General features: G+C 61.9%; 19 protein-coding genes. 15 read left to right on the top strand and 4 right to left on the bottom strand.

Going from position 1 to position 22,142, the window contains the following annotated elements; translation table 11 throughout:
- Positions 1-456: 456 nt before the first annotated feature.
- The 5 genes from HNQ81_RS09245 to HNQ81_RS09225 all read left to right on the top strand — a co-directional run bounded on the left by HNQ81_RS09245 (position 457) and on the right by HNQ81_RS09225 (position 5,788).
- On the top strand, positions 457-1,659 hold the full coding sequence (locus HNQ81_RS09245; protein ID WP_221270855.1) for a branched-chain amino acid ABC transporter substrate-binding protein: 1,203 nt from the start codon (positions 457-459) through the stop codon (positions 1,657-1,659).
- Positions 1,660-1,732: 73 nt separating this feature from the next.
- Positions 1,733-2,908 (top strand): branched-chain amino acid ABC transporter permease, encoded by a 1,176-nt coding sequence (locus HNQ81_RS09240; protein ID WP_183350631.1) that lies wholly within the window; start codon positions 1,733-1,735, stop codon positions 2,906-2,908.
- A 13-nt stretch (positions 2,909-2,921) separates the two neighbouring features.
- Positions 2,922-4,271, top strand: a complete 1,350-nt coding sequence (locus tag HNQ81_RS09235; RefSeq protein WP_183350629.1) for a branched-chain amino acid ABC transporter permease — start codon at positions 2,922-2,924, stop codon at positions 4,269-4,271.
- Between the two features lie 12 nt (positions 4,272-4,283).
- Positions 4,284-5,078: an ABC transporter ATP-binding protein gene (locus tag HNQ81_RS09230; RefSeq protein WP_183350627.1), complete on the top strand. Its 795-nt coding sequence runs from the start codon at positions 4,284-4,286 to the stop codon at positions 5,076-5,078.
- The gene (locus HNQ81_RS09225; protein ID WP_183350625.1) at positions 5,075-5,788 is read left to right on the top strand and encodes an ABC transporter ATP-binding protein; all 714 of its coding nucleotides are present in this window, start codon (positions 5,075-5,077) and stop codon (positions 5,786-5,788) included. The genes HNQ81_RS09230 and HNQ81_RS09225 overlap by 4 nt, the downstream gene beginning before the upstream one ends.
- Here the strand turns inward: HNQ81_RS09225 and HNQ81_RS09220 are convergent.
- The gene (locus tag HNQ81_RS09220) at positions 5,770-7,470 is read right to left on the bottom strand and encodes a phosphoethanolamine transferase (protein ID WP_183350623.1); all 1,701 of its coding nucleotides are present in this window, start codon (positions 7,468-7,470) and stop codon (positions 5,770-5,772) included. The two genes, HNQ81_RS09225 and HNQ81_RS09220, sit on opposite strands and share 19 nt — an antisense overlap.
- Before the next feature lie 239 nt (positions 7,471-7,709).
- Between HNQ81_RS09220 and acnA the strand changes: the two genes are divergently transcribed.
- A complete protein-coding gene (gene acnA / locus HNQ81_RS09215) occupies positions 7,710-10,457 on the top strand; it encodes an aconitate hydratase AcnA (RefSeq protein ID WP_183350621.1) in 2,748 nt (915 codons plus the stop codon).
- Positions 10,458-10,533: 76 nt separating this feature from the next.
- On the opposite strand, the gene HNQ81_RS09210 is transcribed toward acnA, so the two are convergent.
- Together HNQ81_RS09210 and HNQ81_RS09205 are read right to left on the bottom strand one after the other, a co-directional pair.
- Positions 10,534-10,785: a DUF8462 domain-containing protein gene (locus HNQ81_RS09210; protein ID WP_183350618.1), complete on the bottom strand. Its 252-nt coding sequence runs from the start codon at positions 10,783-10,785 to the stop codon at positions 10,534-10,536.
- The gene (locus tag HNQ81_RS09205) at positions 10,782-11,198 is read right to left on the bottom strand and encodes a Fur family transcriptional regulator (protein WP_183350616.1); all 417 of its coding nucleotides are present in this window, start codon (positions 11,196-11,198) and stop codon (positions 10,782-10,784) included. Before HNQ81_RS09205 ends, HNQ81_RS09210 begins: the two co-directional genes overlap by 4 nt.
- A 217-nt stretch (positions 11,199-11,415) precedes the next feature.
- On the opposite strand from HNQ81_RS09205, the gene HNQ81_RS09200 reads away from it, so the two are divergent.
- From HNQ81_RS09200 to thpR, 5 genes are read left to right on the top strand one after another with little or no spacing between them, the layout of a single operon-like run.
- Complete coding sequence (locus HNQ81_RS09200) at positions 11,416-12,303, top strand: ABC transporter ATP-binding protein (protein WP_183350614.1); 888 nt, start codon at positions 11,416-11,418, stop codon at positions 12,301-12,303.
- 43 nt (positions 12,304-12,346) lie between these two features.
- On the top strand, positions 12,347-13,390 hold the full coding sequence (locus HNQ81_RS09195; protein ID WP_183350611.1) for an ABC transporter permease: 1,044 nt from the start codon (positions 12,347-12,349) through the stop codon (positions 13,388-13,390).
- Positions 13,383-14,192 carry a TatD family hydrolase gene (locus tag HNQ81_RS09190; RefSeq protein ID WP_183350609.1) on the top strand — a complete coding sequence of 270 codons (810 nt, stop codon included), beginning with the start codon at positions 13,383-13,385 and terminating at the stop codon, positions 14,190-14,192. The genes HNQ81_RS09195 and HNQ81_RS09190 overlap by 8 nt, the downstream gene beginning before the upstream one ends.
- Positions 14,155-14,925, top strand: a complete 771-nt coding sequence (locus HNQ81_RS09185) for a tRNA threonylcarbamoyladenosine dehydratase (protein ID WP_183350607.1) — start codon at positions 14,155-14,157, stop codon at positions 14,923-14,925. Before HNQ81_RS09190 ends, HNQ81_RS09185 begins: the two co-directional genes overlap by 38 nt.
- The gene (thpR, locus tag HNQ81_RS09180) at positions 14,922-15,458 is read left to right on the top strand and encodes an RNA 2',3'-cyclic phosphodiesterase (RefSeq protein WP_183350605.1); all 537 of its coding nucleotides are present in this window, start codon (positions 14,922-14,924) and stop codon (positions 15,456-15,458) included. Before HNQ81_RS09185 ends, thpR begins: the two co-directional genes overlap by 4 nt.
- A 25-nt stretch (positions 15,459-15,483) precedes the next feature.
- Here thpR and HNQ81_RS09175 read toward each other — a convergent pair whose 3' ends face one another.
- Positions 15,484-16,425, bottom strand: a complete 942-nt coding sequence (locus HNQ81_RS09175) for a DMT family transporter (RefSeq protein ID WP_183350603.1) — start codon at positions 16,423-16,425, stop codon at positions 15,484-15,486.
- A 179-nt stretch (positions 16,426-16,604) separates the two neighbouring features.
- On the opposite strand from HNQ81_RS09175, the gene HNQ81_RS09170 reads away from it, so the two are divergent.
- The 4 genes from HNQ81_RS09170 to HNQ81_RS09155 all read left to right on the top strand — a co-directional run bounded on the left by HNQ81_RS09170 (position 16,605) and on the right by HNQ81_RS09155 (position 22,080).
- Positions 16,605-17,087 carry a dihydrofolate reductase gene (locus tag HNQ81_RS09170; protein WP_183350601.1) on the top strand — a complete coding sequence of 161 codons (483 nt, stop codon included), beginning with the start codon at positions 16,605-16,607 and terminating at the stop codon, positions 17,085-17,087.
- 16 nt (positions 17,088-17,103) lie between these two features.
- Complete coding sequence (locus HNQ81_RS09165) at positions 17,104-19,506, top strand: acetate--CoA ligase family protein (RefSeq protein WP_183350600.1); 2,403 nt, start codon at positions 17,104-17,106, stop codon at positions 19,504-19,506.
- Between the two features lie 229 nt (positions 19,507-19,735).
- Positions 19,736-20,476, top strand: coding sequence for a dienelactone hydrolase family protein (locus HNQ81_RS09160; RefSeq protein WP_183350598.1), 741 nt, complete (start codon positions 19,736-19,738; stop codon positions 20,474-20,476).
- Positions 20,477-20,676: 200 nt separating this feature from the next.
- Positions 20,677-22,080 carry an ATP-binding cassette domain-containing protein gene (locus HNQ81_RS09155; protein WP_183350595.1) on the top strand — a complete coding sequence of 468 codons (1,404 nt, stop codon included), beginning with the start codon at positions 20,677-20,679 and terminating at the stop codon, positions 22,078-22,080.
- Positions 22,081-22,142: the final 62 nt, after the last annotated feature.

Raw genomic sequence — 22,142 nt, 5'->3', positions numbered from 1 at the left:
TCTCCTTTCGGCTCGTAAACGCCAGCAGCACATTTCCATCATGCTGTCTGGTGCAGAAGAGGCCCCAACGTTTTGAAACCGCGGGGATTTTTCTCTAATTATTGAACAACATCCTTATTTTTAAGTACAATTTGCAAAATTCCTTGTCAAGGGAATATTCCCCCGGACACCACAGGCACCCACCCACCCGCCACGATTCCGTAGGTTGCGAGCGGGTATCAGGTTCAATTTTATTACATTATTGTCGCAATATTTTTTATACAGATCTGTCAAATACTGTTCTTGACCTTTTCAACCTGAATAAGGTAGCATCACTTCCGGTACGCAGCTGTGGTATTTCAGAAGACCTGTAATGCAACACGCCCTGTTTGGAAAGGTTGTGGGCCGCTTTTCCCCACCCCCGGACCAATGGGTGAACCGAAACCATCTGTTGATCCATTCAAAGAAGGAGGGAGTATGTTCAAACACATGTCTAAAGTCTTTTCTCTGTTCGTAGCTGCCAGTATGACCGTCACCGCCTGCGGCCTGGCCTCGGCCGCCGACTCCAAGGCCATCAAGGTCGCCACCCAGTCTCCGCTCTCCGGCGATCAATCGGTGGTCGGCGTTGATATGAAGAGAGGGGCCGAACTGGCCCTCGAACAGCTCGGCAAGCCTCTTGCAGACATGGGGTTCAAGGTCGAGCTCGCCCCCTTCGACGATCAGGCCAATCCTGACACCGGCGTCGCCAATGCCAAGCGCATCGTCTCCGACCCGGCCATCCTGGCGATCATGGGCCATTACAACTCCGGCGTCCAGATCCCCTCCTCGGAGGTCTACCACACCTCCGGTCTCGCCAACGTCTCGCCGGCCAACACCAACCCGAAGGTCACCACCCGCGGGTACATGGAAATCAACCGCATCGTCGGTCGTGACGACGTCCAGGGTGTCGTCGGCGCCGACTTCGCCCTCGGCCTGGGCGCCAAGACGGTGTTCGTCCTCCACGACAAGACCGCCTACGGCCAGGGCATTGCCGAATTCTTCAAGAAACGGGCGGACGAAATCGGGATGAAGGTCCTGGGATTCGAGGGAACCGAAGAGAAGGCGAACTTCGATGCCCTGCTGTCACCGATCCTTGCCGGCAATCCCGACCTGGTCTACTTCGGCGGCATGTATTCCCAGGCTGCCGTCCTGTTCAAACAGGCCCGTGAACGTGGTTATGCCGGCACGTTTCTGAGCGACGACGGCTTCGACTCCTCCGATGCCTCCAAGATCGCCGGACAGACGCTGATCGACGGCGGCGGCTCCTACTATTCGACGGTCTCCGGCCCGGCCTCGGTCTATGCCGGCACCGCCAAGTTCATCGCCGATTTCAAGGCGAAATACAATTCAGATCCCCAGCCGTTCGCCGCCCAGGGCTATGACAGCATGGCCATCATCCTCAAGGCCATCGAGAATGCGGCCAAGGCCGCCGACGGTGCCGTCCCGACCCGTGCCGCGGTCGCCCAGGCCGTCCGTGAATTGAAGAATTTCCCCGGGATCACCGGCACCTTTACCTTCAACCAGATCGGCGACCCGACCGTCGCCAAATACTTCGTCCTCAAGGTCAATTCCGCCGACCCGGCGAAGTGGAGCAAGAACTCCATCGTCAAAACCCTCGATATCGCCCCTCCTCAGCAATAAGGCTTCCTGAGCACGCTTCCTTCCGGTCCTTTTCTCTGGGAAAGGGCCGGAAGTTCTTCCCCGGGGAGTCCCTATGAACCGTTTTTTACAGTCAATCAACGCCCGTGAGCTTATCCGGCCGTTAGGGCAGATGGTGGTCTTTTCTCTGGGCAGCGCGATCGTCCTGTCGAGCATCGTCCTGACGCTTGCCCTGGGACTTGACCAGACCGCCGTCGGACTTGCCCTCCAGGACAAGTACAATGTCTCCCTGTACACCTATACCCTGGTCAATCTTCCTCAGGTCGTGATCGACGGCTTGACCATCGGCTTCGTCTACGCGGCGATCGCCCTGGGCTATACCATGGTCTACGGCGTCCTGGAGTTCATCAATTTCGCCCACAGCGAAATCTTCGCCGTCGGGGCCTTCGTCGGGGTCGAGATTCTCATCGCCCTCGACCACAGCGGCCTGCTGCGGAGCGCCTCCCTCGGAATGTCCTATGTCCTGCTGACCTTTGCCATCATCTCCGGGATGGTCGCCGCCGGGGCCCTGGCCGTGACGGTCGAACGCGTCGCCTATCGCCCCCTGCGCGGGGCTTCGCGCCTGGTGCCGCTGATCTCGGCGATCGGCGTCTCCTTTCTGCTGCAGGACCTCATCCGCCTGGTCGAAGGATTGACGACCGGTGATTTCAATCGCATTTTCCCCTCCTTCGGCAACTTCGATCAGCGCCTCAACTTCGGCAAACTGGCCCTCGGGGAGACGACCATCAACCTCGGCATATCGATCAAGTCGATCATCGTCATCGTCGCGGCGATGCTGATGCTGATGGGACTCAATTACCTGGTCAACGCCACCCGGATCGGCAAGGCCATCCGTGCCGTCGCCCAGGACCGGCCCACCGCCAGCCTGATGGGGATCAATGTCAACCGCATCATTTCGATCACCTTTCTGGTCGGCGGCCTGCTCGGCGGCGCCGCCGGTGTCCTGTACGCCCTGAAGTTCACCCGGATCGACCCCTTCGTCGGCTTCTTCCCCGGGCTGAAGGCCTTCGCCGCCGCGGTCCTGGGCGGCATCGGCAACCTCACCGGCGCCCTGCTCGGCGGCATCGTCCTCGGCATGCTCGAAACCTTTGCCGGTTCCTACATGGGAGTCTTCACCATGGGCGCCGCCGGCTCGGAGTACAAGGACATCTTCGCCTTCAGCATCCTGATCCTCGTCCTGATCTTCCGGCCGCAGGGCCTGATGGGCGAAAACGTCGGCCAGAAGGCATAGGAGGGAGCACGCCATGATCACTACCGGTTTCAGGCAGTTGTTCGACCGATTCAACCACGGCCTGTGGCCCTGTGCCATCATCATCGGCCACACCCTCCTCGGCACGTTCCTGGTCTACTCGACGCCGCGTTCGAGCCTCGCCTTTCTCGCCCTGGTGAGTTCGTTCTTCTCCCTCTACTACTTCAAGGCCGACACCCGGTTCAAGATCGTCGCCGGCGTCCTCTTGGCCCTGGTGGTCATTCCGGTGGTCGGGGTCCGCAACATCTTCTATCTCGAGGTCATCTTCCAGATCTGCGTCTTCGCCGCCCTCGCCCTCGGCCTCAATATCGTCGTCGGCTTCGCCGGCCTGCTCGATCTCGGCTATGTCGCCTTTTATGCCGTCGGCGCCTATCTCTGGGCCTTCTTCGGCTCGCAGCAGTTTTACGTCCTCCACTTCGCCCCGGGGACCCAGCCGTCGAATCTGCCCTTCCTGCTGCCGGGCGACGCCTTCTATCTCTTCATGTTTCTGGCGATCATCGTCGCGGCGATTACCGGGGTTTTCCTTGGTCTCCCGGTCCTGCGGCTGCGCGGCGACTACCTCGCCATCGTCACCCTCGGGTTCGGCGAGGTCATCCGCGTGCTGGCCAACAACCTCGATAAACCGCTGAACTTCACCAACGGCCCGCAGGGCATCACCCCGATCCAGCGGCCCACCATGCCCGAGCCCCTGGTCGACAGTTTCAACAACGTCTTCGGCAGCCTCATCGGCCATCAGGCCAGCATCGCCGACATGTACAACGTCATGTTCTACTTTCTGGCCCTGGCGATGATCATCGTCATCATCTTCGTCACCCGCAGGATCGATGACTCGAAGATCGGCCGGGCCTGGACGGCCGTGCGCGAGGATGAGACCGCCGCCATCGCCATGGGCATCCCCCTGGTGCGGATGAAGCTGGCGGCCTTCGCCATGGGGGCATCGTTCGCCGGGGTCATGGGGGTCCTGCTCGCCGCCAGCCGCACCTTCATCAGTCCCGAGTCCTTCTCCTTCATGCAGTCGATCGGGGTGCTGACGATGGTCATTCTCGGCGGGTCAGGGAGCATCCCGGGGGCGATCCTTGGGGCCGCGACCGTAACGCTGCTGAACCTCCAGATCCTGCAGGGTTTCTCGCTGTACCTGAGCGAACTGCGGCAGAGCGACGCCGTCATCCCGCTGATCAATTTCGCCTGGCGCGATCTCTCCACCCAACTCGATCCGGCCAAATACCAGCGCCTGCTGTTCGGCCTGATCCTGATCCTGATGATGATCTTCCGCCCGGGCGGGCTGATTCCGGCCAAGCGCAGAAAGCGCAGGCTCGCCGGGGAAGAAGCGGTGACTGAACAATAGGACGGAATGCAGATGGCGCTTCTTGAAACAATCAATGTCATGAAGGTGTTCGGCGGCCTGACGGCTATCAACAAGGTCAACTTCCAGCTGGAGCCGGGACGGATCGTCAGCATCATCGGCCCGAACGGCGCCGGCAAGACGACCTTCTTCAACACCTTGACCGGCATCTACAGCCCGGACGGGGGCGAAATCAACTTCAACGGTCGTTCTCTGGTCGGACTCCGCCCCGACCAGATCGCCGCCCGCGGCATCTCCCGGACCTTTCAGAACATCCGCCTGTTCGGCGAGATGTCGGTGGTCGAAAACATCCTGGTCGGGATGCACGTCCACCTGCGGCAGTCGCCCCTCGCCACCCTCCTCCACCTCCGGAAATTCAAGGCGGAAGAGGCCGAGGCCGAAAACAAGGCGGTGAAGCTGATGCAGTACGTCGGCCTCCGGGGAGTCGGCAATGAACTGGCGAAGAATCTGCCCTATGGGGCCCAGCGACGGCTGGAGATCGCCAGGGCCCTGGCTGCCGATCCGCTCCTGCTGCTCCTCGATGAACCGGCGGCCGGCATGAATCCCCAGGAGACCGAGGACGTGACCCGACTGTTCCGCAGCATCCGCGACGATCGCGGCATCACCATCCTCCTGATCGAACACGACATGCGAGTCGTCATGAACATCTCCGAACACATCTGCGTCATGGATTACGGCGAGAAAATCGCCGAGGGGACTCCGGCCGAGATCCGTTCCAACCCGCGGGTCATCGAGGCCTATCTCGGCCGCGGCGCGGTCGCCGGCCAACACGAGGAAAAACTGATATGAGCGTCCTCTCGCTGGCCAACGTCCACAGTCATTACGGCCATATCCACGCCCTGAAGGGGATCAGTGTCGAGGTCAATGAGGGCGAGATCGTCTCCCTGATCGGCTCCAACGGCGCCGGCAAGAGCACGACGCTGCGGACCATCTCCGGGATGATGCACCCCAGCGCCGGCGCCATCACCCTGTACGGCAAGGATATCTCGAAGATGGAGCCGCATGCCATCGTTCTCGCCGGTCTCGGCCATGTCCCGGAGGGCCGCGGCATCTTCCCCAAGCTGACCGTCAAGGAAAATCTGGAGATGGGCGCCTTCACCGTTACCGATCACCGGCTGATACAGGAACGGATGGAGTACGGCTTTTCCCTTTTTCCCCGGCTCAAGGAACGGCTGAGTCAGTATGGCGGCACCCTGTCCGGCGGCGAGCAGCAGATGCTGGCGATCGCCCGCGGTCTGATGCTCGATCCCGGCATCCTGATGCTCGACGAGCCGTCGATGGGATTGGCGCCGGTACTGGTGGAACTGATCTTCGATATCATCAAGACCCTGAACGACAAGGGAACGACCATTCTCCTGGTCGAGCAGAATGCCCTCATGGCCCTGTCGATCGCCCATCGCGGCTACGTACTGCAGACCGGCGAGATCGTCGTCAGCGACACTGCCGAAAATCTGAAGAAAAACCCGCTGGTCCAGAAGGCCTACCTGGGGATGGATTGAGAGGTCCCTGATTCCTTCTCCGACTTATCTCCCTCCACGGCGGCAAACGGTGACTGGATGACCCGCAGGTCCCGCCGCTCGCCGTCGTCCGTCACCCGAAACCGCATATAGCCGCTGCGCCCCAATGAGGCGACGCCGTTGACGTAGACAATCCCGTCCTCTTCCGCCGGATTACGGATGTCATAACCGAGCATCCGGGCAATCATTTTTCCCAACTGGTAATGAGTGCCGGGCGGATGCTCCCGCATCTCCCGGAGGTACCGGCCGTCGCCGCCCCTGGCATAGAACATGATCGGCACCACCGCCGACACCAGGTCGAGCCGGTCGTGGCCCCAGTGGCCGTTTTCCCCCAGATTCTCACCGTGATCGGAGGTCATGACGACATAGAGCGGGCCTTCCGTCTTCTCCCGCAATTCCCGGAGCAGCTGCCGATACAGGTCGTCGGCATAGAGAACGGCATTGTCGTAGGCGTTGATGGTCGATTCCTCGAAGGGAAGATCTTCGGTCGGAAAGCGGTGGAACGCCGGCCGGTGTTCGATATTGGCCTGGTAGGGAAGATGGACATTGCGCTGGTGGACGACAATGAAATTTTTGCCGCCGGCCGGCACCTTCCGCACCAGCTGCAGCAACCCTTCGTCCTTTTCCCGCTCGAACAGCTCCGGCTCCGTGTCGGCGGTGATCATGACATCGATCGAATCGAGGTTGACGCCATTGAGACAATTGCTGTTCTGGGCGGAAAGATACCAGGTCCTGAAACCGTGTTGTTTCGCCAGCAGGAAGAGGTTGGAATCCTGGCGCCTGAGCCGGTTTTCGTCGAGCGGATGGTACTGCAGCGTATAGAACATCGGCAGGGCCGCGCGGGTGGCGTTGGCGGCGGCGTAGCCCTTGCGGTGGACAAAATCGGGATCGCCGGCCATCTCCTCGAGAAACGGCGTCGTCTTGCGCCCATAGCCATACAGTGACATATGGTTCGGCGTCAGGCTCTCCCCCATCACCAGGACGACCGTCAGCGGCGATGGCGGGATATCGGTCTCGCGGATCTCATACTCCGGGAATTGATGCTTGACCGTCCCCCCGAACAGACTCTCCGGCAACAGCACGCCAAAGTAGAGCGAGTAGGAGTTGAGGGTGTTGACGAGGGTGGGATTTCTGGCCGTCGGGAAAAAATTGACGAAATCGTCACGGTCGGTGTGGGTCTTGATCCGGACCAGAGGAAAGGCGAGGAAGGCAATCACGAAGATCAGAAACCAGCGGCTTTTGAAGGAAAAGCTCCAGGTCCGGCGCAGGATCTCGAGACAGAGGAGATAGGGCAGCAGCACGACAAGCGGCACATGCAGAAAATGGACGCTGTTGGCGACCGTCGATTCGGCGACATCGAGGTATTCGATCAGCATCAGGCCAATGGAAAAGGGCGTGATGTATTCGTGGGTAAAGGCGAGGCTGGCGAACTGGGTCAGTTCAAGGACCGCCAGGCCGGTCAGGACCGTCGCCGACAGCCGGAAACTGGGGCAGGCGCAGAGGACGATCCCGAAGGCCCAGAACATCCACAGATATTTCAACTCAAACCAGGTCAGCGGCGTTTCGGCGAACAGGTTGAACAGCAGGCCAGGCAGAAACAGCGTCAGTGCGACAACCAGACCGAGGAGGATCTGCACCGCGCTCTTGCGAAGAACCGTCTTCATCTTTCCATTCCCGTTTCCATATCGGCGATAGAGGCCATTGTTGTTTTCGTTTCAACATACCACATTTTCAGGTTTTTTCTCCACTCCACACTCTTTTCCCTGTCGTGCTGTCAAAATTCCAGTACACTTGAAGACAGCAGGCGGAACGGCCAAGGCACGACTTTACCGCCATTTTTCCATACCGTGAGCTCTTCCCCTGTCCCTGCAAACCTTCCAACCAACCTTCTGACGGAGCGGATATGTCCTACCCAGCCCTTCTCAAAGACCTTCTCATCAACGGTACATCCTATCGCTACCATGCGTTGCCGGAATTATCCGGCCTCGGCTTCGGCAGCATCGACCGACTGCCCTTCTCCATCCGGATCCTCGTCGAAAACCTGCTGCGCCGCCATGACGGCGTCATCGTCTCCGACCAGGACCTGGCGGCGATCACCAACTGGCGGAAAACCTACCGGCAACCGGTCGAGATCGCCTATCACCCGGCACGGGTGCTGATGCAGGACTTTACCGGCGTGCCGGCGGTGGTCGATCTCGCGGCGATGCGCGATGCCGTCCGCGCTCTCGGCGGGGAGCCGCGACGGGTCAACCCCCAGGTGCCGGTGGAACTGGTCGTCGATCACAGTGTCCAGATCGATTGCTCCGGCACCGTCGACAGCCTCGGCACCAATGTCGCCAGGGAATACGAACGCAACGGCGAACGCTACGCCCTGCTGAAGTGGGCACAGAAGAATTTCGCCAACTTCAACGTGGTCCCGCCGAACTCGGGAATCTGCCACCAGGTCAATCTCGAACACCTCGGCCGGGTGGTCATCGCCGAACAGCGGGAAAACTACCGCCTGCTCTACCCCGACACCGCCGTCGGTCTCGACTCGCACACCCCGATGATCAACGGCATCGGCGTCATGGCCTGGGGGGTCGGCGGCATCGAGGCCGAGGCGGTCATGCTCGGCCAACCGTATTCGATGTCCATCCCCGAAGTCATCGGGGTCAGACTGCTCGGCCGCCCGAATGCCGGGGTCACCGCCACCGACATCGTTCTCACCCTGACCCAGCGCCTGCGGCAGTACCATGTCGTCGAGAAATTCGTCGAATTCTTCGGCCCCGGACTGGCCAACCTCACGGTCCCCGACCGGGCCACGATCGCCAACATGACCCCCGAATTCGGCGCCACCCTCGGTTACTTTCCGATCGACGGTCGGACCATCGACTATCTCCGCCTCACCAACCGCGGTCTCCAGGCCGATATCACCGAGGCCTACGCCCGGGCCAACGGTCTGTTGTACCTGGGAGCCGATGGTCAGCGGGAGTACACCGACATCATCGATTTCGACCTCACGACGATCACCCCCTGCCTCGCCGGACCGGCTCGACCGCAGGATCGTGTCCCCCTTGCGGCGATGAAATCGACCTTTGCCGGCATCCTCGGTTGCAGCTACGAGCGGGACGTCAAAGTGCCGGAGATTCTGACCTTTCAGCAGGAGTCGGGCTGCAGCGAACCGCAAAGCAGCGAGTGCCTTACGGTACACCGCCGGGAATTCGCCTGCGAGATCAACGGCGCCCCGGTGCGAATCAGTGACGGCAGTGTCGTCATCGCCGCCATCACCTCCTGCACCAACACCTCCAATCCCTTTGTCCTCATCGGCGCCGGCCTTCTGGCGCGGAATGCGGTACGGCGCGGACTGAAGGTCCCGACCTATGTCAAGACCTCCTTTGCCCCAGGATCGAAGGTCGTGGTCAGGTATCTCGATGCCGCCGGCCTCACCCCCTATCTCCAGGCCCTCGGCTTCCATCTTGCCGCCTTCGGCTGCACGACCTGCATCGGCAACAGCGGCCCTCTGCACCCGGCAATCGAGAGCTTGATCGAACAGCACGGGATGAACGTGGCGGCGGTGCTCTCCGGCAACCGCAATTTCGAGGCGCGGATCCACCAACGGGTCAGAAGCAATTTTCTCGCCTCGCCGCTGCTGGTCGTGGCGTTTGCCATCGCCGGCAGGATCGATATCGATCTCGAAACCGAGCCCCTCGACTGCGACCCCAACGGACAACCGGTGTTCCTGTCACAACTCTGGCCTTCCACCGCCGAAATCGAGGCATTGATCGCCTCCCACGTCACCAGCGAGGCCTATGCCAGCGAATACCGGCACATTTTCGATGGCGATGCATTCTGGCAGAAGCTGCCGGCGGAGGAAAGCACCACCTATCCGTGGCAGCCTGATTCCGCTTATATCAGGAGACCTCCCTATTTCGACGGCCTCACCCCGGACCCCTCCCCCCCGGTCGACATCGCCGGCGCCAGGGTCCTGGTCCGTCTCGGCGACACGGTGACCACCGATCATATCTCCCCGGCCGGAACCATCGCCGAACGCTATCCCGCCGGGCTGCATCTCGTCGCGCAGGGGATTTCCCCGGACCACTTCAACTCCTATGGGTCCCGGCGCGGCAACCACGAGGTCATGATCCGGGGGACCTTCGCCAATATCCGGATCAAAAACCTGCTGGCCGGAGGGAAGGAAGGCGGTTTCACCCGCAAATTTCCGGAGAATGACATCGTCTTCATCCATGAAGCGGCGATGCGCTACCAGGCCGAAGGGGTCCCCCTGCTTGTTCTCGCCGGCAGGGAGTACGGCACCGGGTCCTCCCGCGACTGGGCGGCCAAGGGCACCAGGCTGCTCGGGATCAGAATGGTCATCGCCGAATCCTACGAACGGATCCATCGCAACAACCTGGTGGGGATGGGGGTTCTGCCGCTGGTCTTTCAAGAGGGAGAAAGCGCCGACAGCCTCGGCCTGAACGGCACCGAGATCTATTCCTTCTCCGGATTGACGAACCTGTCGCCCCGCTCGACCATCACAGTCACCGCCCGCAAGGCCGACGGCAGGGAAATCATCTTCCCGACGATCTGCCGTCTCGATACTGAGATTGATGTTCTGTATTACCGACACGGCGGTATCCTGCCCTACGTCCTCCGACAGATGATGCGCGCCTGATGGTCGTCCCCGCAAACACGAGAGGCCCCATACGCCGGAGCGTACGGGGCCTCTACACATCATGACGGCGCCAGGATCAGGATTTCAGGACAGTGCGCCCCTGATCGGTGATACCGTATTTGCAGCGGACAGGACTATCGACATAGCCCTGCTTCTTGAGATCGGCGATCTTGGCACTGAGACTCTTCGTTTCATAGCCGGTGGCGGCTGCGATATCTTTGGTACCACACGGACCGCCGCATTTCTCCATCGCGGCCAGGATCTGTTTATGTTCATCCGAGAGTGTATTGGCATTGCCGCTGCATGCACATCCGCATCCACAGTTCATTCGTTGGTCTCCTTGTTCATTTCCTTGTTCATTTTTTTCTGACATTCTGGGCATATCCCAGCAAATTCGAGACGATATCCGGTCACAGTATACCCCTGCCGCCCCTCTGCGGCAACAGTCGATACCTGCTCCCTGTTCAACTCGATATTATCAACCCGATGGCAGACGATACAGTAGATATGATCATGATCGCTGACATCATAGTCAAAGCGTTTCTGCCGTCCACCGACCTCCAGTTTGGCGATCAGATGGAGATTTGAGAGAATTTCAAGATTGCGGTAGACGGTTGCCAGGCTCAATCGCGGAATGATGCGACGGACCCGCTCATAGAGCTCATCGGCGCTCAGATGGCTGCCGCTTTTTTTCAACTCAGTGAGAATAATCTCCCGCTGGTTGGTCATACGTAGCTGCATCACGCCCCCTTTTTAGGAATTATTACTAAATGTATGTAATTATCGATTGCATGTCAAGGAGGTTTTGCCTGCAACCGGCGGGGCTTCGTTCTCCGGCCTCCATCAACACTCGCGGTTTATGTCCGCTCCCAGATATGGTACAGTCAATACCGTCTGTCCAGGGCCCGTATCCCAGACTCTGCCCGGTTCGTCCGCAAACCACTTCTCCGGTGTCTGCATGCATCCCATCCTCGAGGTCCTCCATCTCCGCAAGCGCTACGGTGCCGTCGAGGCCGTGCGGGATATCTCCTTCCACGTCGAACCCGGCATCTGTTTCGGTCTCCTCGGGCCGAACGGGGCCGGCAAGACCACCACCCTCGAAATCATCGAAGACATCATCAAACCAACCAGCGGTGAGGTCCTCTTTGACGGCCATCGCCGCACCGCAAGTTTCCGGGAGGAGGTCGGCATCCAGTTCCAGCATACCTCGCTGCTCAACTTCCTCTCCGTCGAGGAGACCCTGAAAACGTTCGCCAGGCTCTACCACCGTCCCGCCGACCTTGAAGAGATCATCGACCGCTGCGACCTCGCCGACATCCGACAGCGCCGCAACGACAGGCTGTCCGGCGGCCAGACCCAGCGCCTGATGCTGGCCCTGGCCCTGCTCAACCAGCCCCGGCTGATCTTCCTCGACGAACCGTCGACCGGCCTCGACCCCCAGGCCCGCCGCAATCTCTGGGATATCGTCGGCCAGTTCAAGGCCGAGGGTCGGACTCTGATCCTCACCACCCACTCGATGGAAGAAGCGGAATATCTCTGCGATAAGATCGCCATCGTCGACCAGGGACTGATCATCGCCGCCGGCTCGCCCGCCGAACTGATCCGGCAGTACGGCGGAATGAACTCGATCATCCTGCCGAAGACCGCGTCCACCCGGATTCCCCCTTCGCTCCCGTTCGCTGTCGAAGAGCGGGACGAGGCGACCCTTGTCATTCACCTCGACGAGATTCATCAGGGCCTGCAGGCCCTGATGGAGATGGACATCGACCTGCGGGGGATCTTTATCCACTCGCCCAACCTCGAGGACGTCTTCCTCCATCTTACCGGCAAGAGGCTGCGTGAATGATGACGCTTCCGAGCCAGAACCTCCAGCAGTACCGCACACACCAATGAACCTTCACCGCATGTGGGCGATCTTTGTCGCCAGAAATGCCGAATTCTTCCGCGATCGGGCCTCCTTCGGCTGGAATTTCGCCTTCCCCTTCCTGATCATCGTCGGTTTCGGCATCATCTTCAATGGCCGGGAATTCAAGCAGTTCAAGGTCGGGGTCTTCCCCCCCGAGGCCGCGCTGTCGGTATCTTCGGTAACCTCGATGCCGGATGCCTTCCGCTCCGACCGCCATATCATCCTCGTCCCGGTCGCCGACAAAGCGGACGGCGAGACCCGCCTCAGCCGCCACCAGATCTCGCTGCTGATCGACGCGACGTCGCCGACCCACGCCTACTGGCTCAACGACTCCTCCCCCGACGGGTCCCTCGCCGAACGGATCTACCTCGCCTCGTTCATGATCGGCAGGCCCGTTCCGGAAAAAGGCGTCACCAGAGGCGGGCAGATCCGCTACATCGACTGGCTGATGCCCGGCATTCTGGCGATGAACATGATGTTCTCGGCGCTGTGGGGCGTCGGCTACGTCATCGTCCGTTACCGCAAGAACGGGGCGCTGAAGCGGCTGCGAGCCACCCCCCTGACCGCCCTCGAATACCTCAGCGCCCAGATGTTCTCCCGCATCTGTCTGATCCTCTTCACCCTCTGCGTCGTCTGGATCGGCGCCGATCTGCTGTTCCATTTCCAGGTTCGCGGCTCACTGCTGCTGCTCTTTGCGATCTTTGCCCTCGGCGGACTCAATCTCTGCTCCATCGGCCTGATTCTCGCGGCCCGCGGGACGAGCGAGGAGTTCGCCAGCGGGGTGCTGAACTTCATCACCTGGCCGATGATGTTCCTCTCCGAGGTCTGGTTCTCGCTCGAGGGATCACCGGCCTGGGTCAACGACCTGTCGCGGCTGTTGCCCCTGACCCACCTCCTCACCGCCGCCCGTCGGGTCATGAACGAGGGCGGAACTTTTGCCGACGTCCACTTCGAGTGCGGGATCCTGCTGCTGGGCACCGTCGTCGCCCTGGTGATTGCCGCCACCCTGTTCTCGTGGAATGAATGACATGGTCGGCCGCCACTGCCTCGACAGCCACCTGCACCTGCAGGATCCCCGTCTGGCCGCGATCCGCAACGACGTCCTCGCCCGGGCGGCGGCGGCCGGGGTCGCCCGGATGTTCTGCAACGCCACCGCGGAGGCGGACTGGGCGGAGGTGCTCGGTCTCGCCTCAATTTCGGCGGCGGTCATCCCCTTTGTCGGCATCCATCCCTGGCATGCCGGGACGGCGAGTGCCGGTTGGGAGAAGCGGCTGACGATGATCCTGGAAACCAGCCGGTGCGGCATCGGCGAAATCGGGCTGGACCGGAAATGCCCGGTGGCGATGGAGCGGCAGGAGGAGATCTTCTCCCGCCAGCTGCAACTGGCAACACGGCTCAAGCGGCCGCTGTCGCTCCACTGTCTCGGCTGCTGGGGCCGGTTGCGCGAAATACTGGAACACCAGGCGAAAATCGCTGCGCTGCCGCCAACCATGATCCACTCGTTCAGCGGCTCGAGCGAGATCATGCAGCGGTTGGTCAGGCTCGGTTGTTGGCTCTCTTTCTCGGCCGGACTGACCGACCCCAAACGGGAGCGGTTGCGCCGGGTCTTTGTCGCCACCCCGCTCCACCGCATCCTGCTGGAAACCGATGCCCCCGACCAGCTGCCGTTCGCCTTGAAAACGGCGGCAACACCGCCGCTCAACGAACCGGCGAACATCCTCGCCCTGTACCGGGAGGCGGCCGAGTTGCGGCAGATTGACCTTGAGAATTTCATTCACCGGATCTGGAACAATGGAGAGATTTACGCGGATTCGCTGCTTCCTCGGTGAGGAACGGTTCGACCGGCTGCAGTGTCGCTTCGTCACCGTCGTCGGCCTCGGCGCCGTCGGCGGCCACGTTGTCGAGGCCCTGGCCCGGGCCGGGATCGGCCGGCTCCGCCTGGTCGATTTCGATACCGTGCAGCCGTCCAATCTCAACCGCCAGATCCTCGCCCTGACCTCGACCATCGGCCGCCTCAAAACCGAGGTGGCGCGGGAGCGGGTGCTCGCCATCAATCCCGACTGCCGGGTCGAGGCCCTGCCGCTCTTTGCCGACGACCGGACCGCCGAGGAGATCCTCGCGCCGCCGCCGGACCTGCTGGTCGATGCCATCGACTCCCTCAATCCCAAGGCCCAGCTGCTGACAGCGGCCTACGGCCGCGGCATCCCGGTGATCTCGTCGATGGGGGCGGCCCTGCGTGCCGATCCGCTGCAGATCCGCCAGGCCGACCTGTTCGATACCCGCAAATGTCCCCTGGCCCGGCGCCTGCGCAAGAAGCTGAAGAAGAGCGGGGTCGGCCGCGGCATCCACTGTGTCTTTTCGACCGAGGACATCGATTTCGACTACCAGGAACCGGAGGACGGGGTCTATCCGGAGGTCTCGCCCTTCGACCAGCGCGGCCGCCGCCGGCGGGTGCTGGGCAGCCTGCCGACCCTGACCGGGATCTTCGGCCTGATCATCGCCAACCAGGCCATCCTCCAGCTCGCCGAAGACAATCCCAGCCCGGAGGAGGATCCCCGATGACACGACTGTTCACCGCCGTCGATATCCCGACGGCGATCCAGGACCGCCTGCACCAGCTGGGTCGGCAGGTGCCCGGCGCCCGTGCGGTCCCGGCTCACCAGCTCCACCTTACCCTGACCTTCATCGGCGCAGTCGATGACCAGCGGCTCCAGCCGATCCGGCAGGCCCTGGCCGCCATCGCCGCACCGCCCTTTGCGATCACAATTCAGGGCATCGGCTGTTTCCCGCCGCGGGGACCGGCCCGGATCATCTGGGCCGGGGTCCGGCCCCAGCCCCTGCTCCACCGGCTCCAAGGTCTGATCGAGGCCAGTCTGGTCCCCTGCGGCATCATTGGCGAAACGCGCAGCTATTCGCCCCATATCACCATCGCCCGGATCAAGACCCCGGCCGCCGGCGACAGGAAGTTTGCCGCCGCCCACGCCGCCTTCATCACCGAAGAAATCCCGGTGGAGGAGTTCATCCTCTACTCGAGCCGCCTGACGCCGCAGGGCGCCATCCATACCGTGGAAAACCGCTATCCCCTCATCCCCTGAGAGGCGGCGGCACGATCGGGCAGGTTCAGCGCCCGGCGCGATCGTACTGCAGGACCAGCATCGCGGCGATCACGATGACGACCCCCGGCAGGACCATGAGATCGGGCAGGCCGTGGCCGAAGACCAGGTCGAGGATCACCACCATTCCCGGATAGCAGTAGGAATAGGCCATGACCCGGGTCGGGCCGATAATGGGGATGGCATACTGGGTGAGGAAAAAGGAGATCACCGTCGTAAAGAGGGCGAGATAGGCGATTCCGGCCCAGACCATGAGCGGCACTTCGGCCCAGGGAACCTGGGGCAGGCGGCCGGCGGTCAGGAGCAGGAGCCAGAGGCTGCCGGTGACGAGGATCCAGAAGGTCAGCACCACCATCGCTTCGCCCCGGTGCAGCCGCCGCACCAGGGGGGTGTACAGCCCCATCGCCAGGCAGCCGCCGAAGAAGATGACGTCGCCGCGGTTCCAGGCCATCGCCAGCAGCAGGGCCGGATCACCCCTGAAGATCACCCATACCGCCCCGATCATGCCGACGGCGAGGGCGGCGAGCTGCCGCGCCGCCAGCCGCTCCCGGACCAGGAAAACGGCATAGATCCCGGCAATCGAGGGGACGAGGGTGAAGATGACGCTGGTATTGAGGGCGGTGGTGTAGCGGAGGGCGAGGAACATGCACCAGAAAAAGATTACCAGGCACAGGCTGATCAGAGCGGCGCGACCGAACAGCGACCACGAAAACTGCGTCCCGTGCCGCAGCGCCACATACGGGCCGAGCATGGCGGTGGCGACCAGGAAACGGACCAGGGTCAGGACCGCCGGATCGAGGCCGGCGGCGATCGCCGCCCCGACCGTAAACGAGGTCGAGACCAGGGCGGCACAGATCACCATCAGGAGGTGGATAAAGGCAAGTGAACGCCCCGTCCCCCCATTTACGCCACGCACGATCTCTTCATCCCCGACATCGCGGTCATCCATCCCCTCCTTCGGTTTTCAGCCTGCTATCGCGTTCGGACCGGGCCGGCCAGTCGGATCGTCACCCCCCGAACCCGTTCCTGTTGGTTGTATTCATACCCGGAAGCAGGTATAATTTGGTAGCAATAAATAGGAAACCATCGTTATTCAATATAATTTCCTTCTCTCCCAGGCATCTCGTCATGGATATTCTGCTCATCGCCGTCATGGCCGCCAACCGGACTATCGGCAAGAACGGCGCAATCCCATGGCATATCCCGGAAGAGCTCGGTTTCTTCAAGGCCACGACGATGGGCCACCCGATCATCATGGGCAGAAGGACCTTCGACTCCCTGTCGAACGGCGCTCTGCCGGGCCGGGAAAACATCGTCCTCAGCCGGAACCCCGATTTCGCTCCGCCCGGTGTAGTGGTTGTGCCGACGCTCGAGCGCGCCCTTGCCCACTGCGCCGGCCAACCGCGGGTGTTCATCATCGGTGGCGCCCAGATCTTCAGGAAGGCCCTGTCGCTGGCGACCGGGATCATCCTCTCGGTCATCGATCAGGTCGTCGACGGCGACACCTTTTTCCCCGAATTCGATCCGCAGATCTTTCAGGAGACAACGCGTGAACAACACCTCGGATCGCAACCGTTCACCGTCATCACCTACCACCGGGTCAATCCCTGACCATCAGCCGCCCCCGATGAACCCACTCATCCAGTTCGATGTCATCACCAGCCTGTTCCAAGAGGCGGGGCAGGAGGGCCGCAACTTTCTCTTTGAATACGAAGTCTACCGGCTGCTATCCAGTTCCGGGGCGGAGACGGCGCCCAGGGCGCGGTTTATCCCTCGCGGCGCCCACCTGAGCGATGAAGATCTGACCGCCCTGCCGGGCGGAAGGTCGGTGCTCAAGATCGTCTCGCCGACCATCATCCACAAGACCGACGTCGGCGGCGTCCGGATCGTCGACAATTCACCGCATGCCATTCGCTCCGCGAGCAGACGGATACTCCATGAGGTGCCGGACAACTACGCCAGGCTGATCCGGCAGCACCCGGAATCGGCCCCCGCGGCCTACGCCCAGCTCGACGGCGAGCGTCTGCTTGCCGCAATCAGCCGCGATCTTCTCGGGATCCTCCAGGTCCAGTACATGCCGCCGGATTCCAATGCCTTCGGCAACGAACTGATCGTCGGGCTGCGCCGTTCCCGCGAGTTCGGCATGATCATCAGTGCCGGTCTGGGGGGAACCGATACCGAACTCTACGCCAGCCGGTTCCGCAAAGGACAGGCGGTGGTGACCGCCTCGACCGCCATGCACGATGGCCTCTCCTTTTTCAATCTGTTCACCCGGACCATTGCCTACCGCAAGATGGCCGGTCTCACCCGGGGGCAGCGGCGGATCGTCACCGACGATCAGTTGATCGAATGCTTTGCCTCGTTCATCGCGATGGCCAATTACTACTCCCCCAAAAGCCCGGACACCCCGTTCGTCATCGAGGAGCTGGAGATCAACCCCTTCGCCTTCACCGATTTCCTGATGGTCCCCCTCGACGGCATGTGCCGCTTCTCACAGGACAAGGCGGCCGTATCGCAGCGGCCGATCACCAAAATCGACAACCTGCTGCATCCCACCACCATCGGCATCATCGGGGTTTCGGCCTCCCGTCACAACTTCGGCCGGATCATCGTCGACAACATCATCGCCGCCGGTTTCAACCCGCAAAACCTCGTGATCATCCATGACAAGGAGGAGACGATCGCCGCGATCCCCTGCATTCCCTCGCTCGCCAGGCTCGAGAAAAAAATCGATCTCCTGGTCGTCGCCATCAACGCCACCGGGGTGCCGGCGCTGATAACGGAGATCATCGCTCTCGACGCCGCCGACAGCGTCCTGCTGATCCCCGGGGCGATGGGGGAGACGATGAACAGCCGGGAGCGGGCCGAACAGGTCGTCGCCGCCATTCACGCCCGCCATGGCCGTGATCACGGCGGCCCCGTTTTTCTCGGGGCCAACAGCATGGGGATCATCTCCCGCCCCGGCCGCTACGACACCTGGTTCATCCCCGAGGCGAAACTGCCGAAGGAGCGGGGCACCTCCTTCCGCCGCGCCGCCCTGGTGAGTCAGAGCGGGGCCTTCATGCTCAACCGCAGCCACCAGTGTCCGGAGCTGCGGCCGGCCTACATGATCTCGATGGGCAACCAGACCGACCTCAGCCTCGGCGACATGCTGTACTACTTCAAGGGTTCGAACGAAGTCGATGTCATCGCCGTCTACGCCGAAGGGTTCCAGGAGCTCGACGGGCTCCACTTCTGCCGGGCCGTCCGCGAGGCGGTGCTGGCCGGCAAGGAGATCGTCTTTTACAAGGCCGGCCGGACCCCGGAGGGCAAGGCCGCCACCAGCAGCCACACGGCCTCCCTCGCCGGCGACTATGTGGTCTGTGAAAACTGCGTCCGCCAGGCCGGGGCGATGGTCGCCGCCAACTTCACCGAGTTCCAGGATCTGTTCCTGCTCGCCGAGAACCTGCACGGTAAAAAGATCGCCGGCAACCGGCTGGCGGCGGCCAGCGGCGCCGGCTTCGAGGCCGTCGGCATGGCCGATTCGATCGACTCGGACGATTACCACATGCAGCTGGCCCGCTTCTCGGCAACCACAGAGAAGAGAATCGCCGCCATCATCGAGCGCAAGGGGCTGACGCCACTGGTCACACTGCGCAACCCCCTCGATATCACCCCGGCCGCCGACGACGAGACCCATGTCGGGATCGCCGAGGCCCTGGTGGAGGACGAAGGTGTCGACGGGGTGGTGATCGGCCTCGATCCCCTCTCCCCGTCGACCCGCACCCTCGCCGGCGGCGGGCAATCGCCTTACGACATGGAAGCCCCCGGCAGTATCCGGGAGATGATGATCGATCTGGTCGGCCGCAGCGACAAACCGATCGTCACCGTCGTCGATGGCGGTCGGATGTACAACCCCCTGCGCGACAGTCTCGCCGACAACGGGGTCCCGGTGTTCACGACCTGCGACCGGGCGATCTCCGCCCTGGCACTTTATATCGATGGCCGCCTGGCGAACGAACAGCTGCGCCTCGCCACCGGCAACCTCTGATATTCCGCCGGGCCGCCGGCATGCAGCCCCGGCCATGAGGCATTCTCCACCATCCGCCCGCATTGATTTTCCCATCGGCGACACTTATCGTTGCAGAGACAGGGAGGACCGTTGCCTGGGTCTCCACATCCATCGGCGGGCCTGACACCGGTCTCGAGCCCTGATCCCCGATCGCCGGGAATGCGTCCGGCCCCGCTCATTACTCGATTTCAAGACAAGGAGGTCCACCATGCGATCCTTACTCGTTCTGCTGCTCCTACTCTGCACTGCAACCCTCAGCTCGGCGGCGACCGGGAAAAAGGTTGTCTATTCGGTCAACGGCGCCACCTATGAAGGCTACCTTGCCGGCCCCTCCGCCGCGGCGCCGCTGGTCCTGCTGATCCATGACTGGGACGGTCTGACCGATTACGAAATCAAACGGGCCGAAATGCTGGCCCAGCTCGGGTACAACGCCTTTGCCGTCGATCTGTTCGGGGCCGGTATCCGGCCGACGGCGATGGCCGACCGGCAACGACTGACCGGGGAGCTCTATCAAGACCGGGAGAAAATGCGGGTTCTGCTTGATGCCGGACTCAACGCCGCCAGGGAAAACGGCATCACCGGCGCCAAGGTCGTTGCCGCCGGCTACTGCTTCGGCGGCGCCGCCGTCCTGGAAATGGCCCGCTCCGGGGCCGACCTGCTCGGCTTCGTCTCCTTTCACGGCGGCCTGACCACCCCCGAAGGTCAGAACTACGGCAAGACCAGGGGGCACATCCTGGTCCTCCACGGCACCGCCGATGCAAGCGTCTCGATGCAGGATTTCGCTGTTCTCGCCCAGGAACTGGAAAAGAACCGTATTCCCCACGAAATGATAACCTACAGCGGCGCACCGCATGCCTTCACGGTCTTCGGCAGCGATCGCTACCGTGAGGATGCCGACCTTAAATCGTGGCGCCGGTTCACCGAGTTCCTCGCTGATACCTTCAAATAAGGTCAGCCCCGGGACCTGTCCGGCGGTCGCGCCACACTCGACCCGACTCCGGACAGGTTCATTGCGTTCGGACCCTGCGCAATGATGGACGGGATCATTCCGCTGTGCTATCTTCTCCACAACGTGTCCTGATGCGATTCCGGCCGCTCCCTCGCCATGGTAGGCGACTATGGCAATGGACCCAAACGGAATTTTTTCTCATGCAGATCAGCAATCTCAGTTCTCCATCCTTAAAAATCACCGATTTCTCGACCCTGCCGGACCAATCCTGGTGCATTTACGGCGCCAACGATTCCGGGATAGAAGAGTTTTTCGCCATTCTCACCGGTGATGTCACCCCGACGGCGGAAGTCCTGTCGCTGCCGGAAGCCCCGGGGATCATCTCCTTTAAAATCCAGCAGGACATCTACGAGAACGAGCTCCGTAACGACGACAGCGATTTCCTCGATCATCTCGACCCAGGGACCCCGGCGATCGCCTTTCTGCCTCCGGGCAGCGACCGCTCTCCGCTGCTGGCGGCCCTGGCGATGACCGATTCGCTCAACGAGGGCTACCGCCAGCTCAGTTCCGGGCAGAGCCGCAAGCTGATCCTCCTCCGAGAAATCCTGAAGGGCGCCAGGCACCTCCTTCTCCAGAATCCCTACGACGGCCTCGATCAGGCCGGGTGCCTCGAGTTGGACAAGGCCCTCGCCGCGCTGCACCGGCATCAGGTCCAGGTGCTCGTCACGGTCAACAACTCGGAGGACATTCCCGCCTGGTGCAGCCATCTGGCCATCCTTCACCAGGGCAGGATCGTGGCGCAGGGCAAAAGGGAAGATGTCATAAACCAGATCGACACGGTTCAATCGGCGGCCAAAGGCGCTTTCCAGGCCGTTCTCGATACGCTTGGGGTGACACCGACACCCCCCGGCAATCCCGCTGAGGAACTGGTCAACCTCAAGGACGGTTTTGCCCGGTACGGTCAGCACCTGCTGTTCGAACACCTCGACCTCCGCATCGATACCGGCTGCCATACCCTCGTCACCGGACCGAACGGCAGCGGTAAATCGACCCTGCTGCACATGATTACCGGCGATAATCCCAAATGCTATGCCAACGATCTCCGCATCTTCGGGATCCAGCGCGGCAGCGGCGAGTCGATATGGGAACTGAAGCGGGACATGGGCATCGTTTCACCCGACCTCCACCGCAACTATCGCGCCCCCGGCACGACGAGACAGGTCGTGCTGTCCGGCCTCTTCGACTCTATCGGGCTGTACCGGAGGCCGACCGGCGTCCAGGAACAACGGGCCATGCAGTGGCTGGAGTGGACAGGTCTGGCCGGCAGGGCCTCGCAACCCTTCCGCCGCCTGAGCTTCGCCGAGCAGCGTCTGGTCCTGATCGCCCGCGCCCTGATCAAACTGCCACGGCTGCTGATCCTCGATGAGCCGACGCAAGGCCTCGATGGCCACAATCGTGCCGGGCTCCTGCAGTTTCTGGAGCAGATCGCCGCCAACCGGATCAGCACGATCCTGTACGTCAGTCACCGCCAGGATGAGTACCGGCCATTTTTCCGCCAGCACATCCGTCTCGGCACCGCCGGCCCATCAGCGCCGATGCCTTGACCTGTTTCCAACAATCCGCCAGCACATTGACATTGCGTCGGTTGATCCCGTCATTTCACCCA

Origin of the sequence: Desulfoprunum benzoelyticum, from assembly GCF_014201505.1 — a bacterium.
In the GTDB taxonomy this organism is placed as follows: Bacteria; Desulfobacterota; Desulfobulbia; order Desulfobulbales; family Desulfocapsaceae; genus Desulfoprunum; species Desulfoprunum benzoelyticum.
This window is presented reverse-complemented; position numbering and strand designations above follow the sequence as displayed.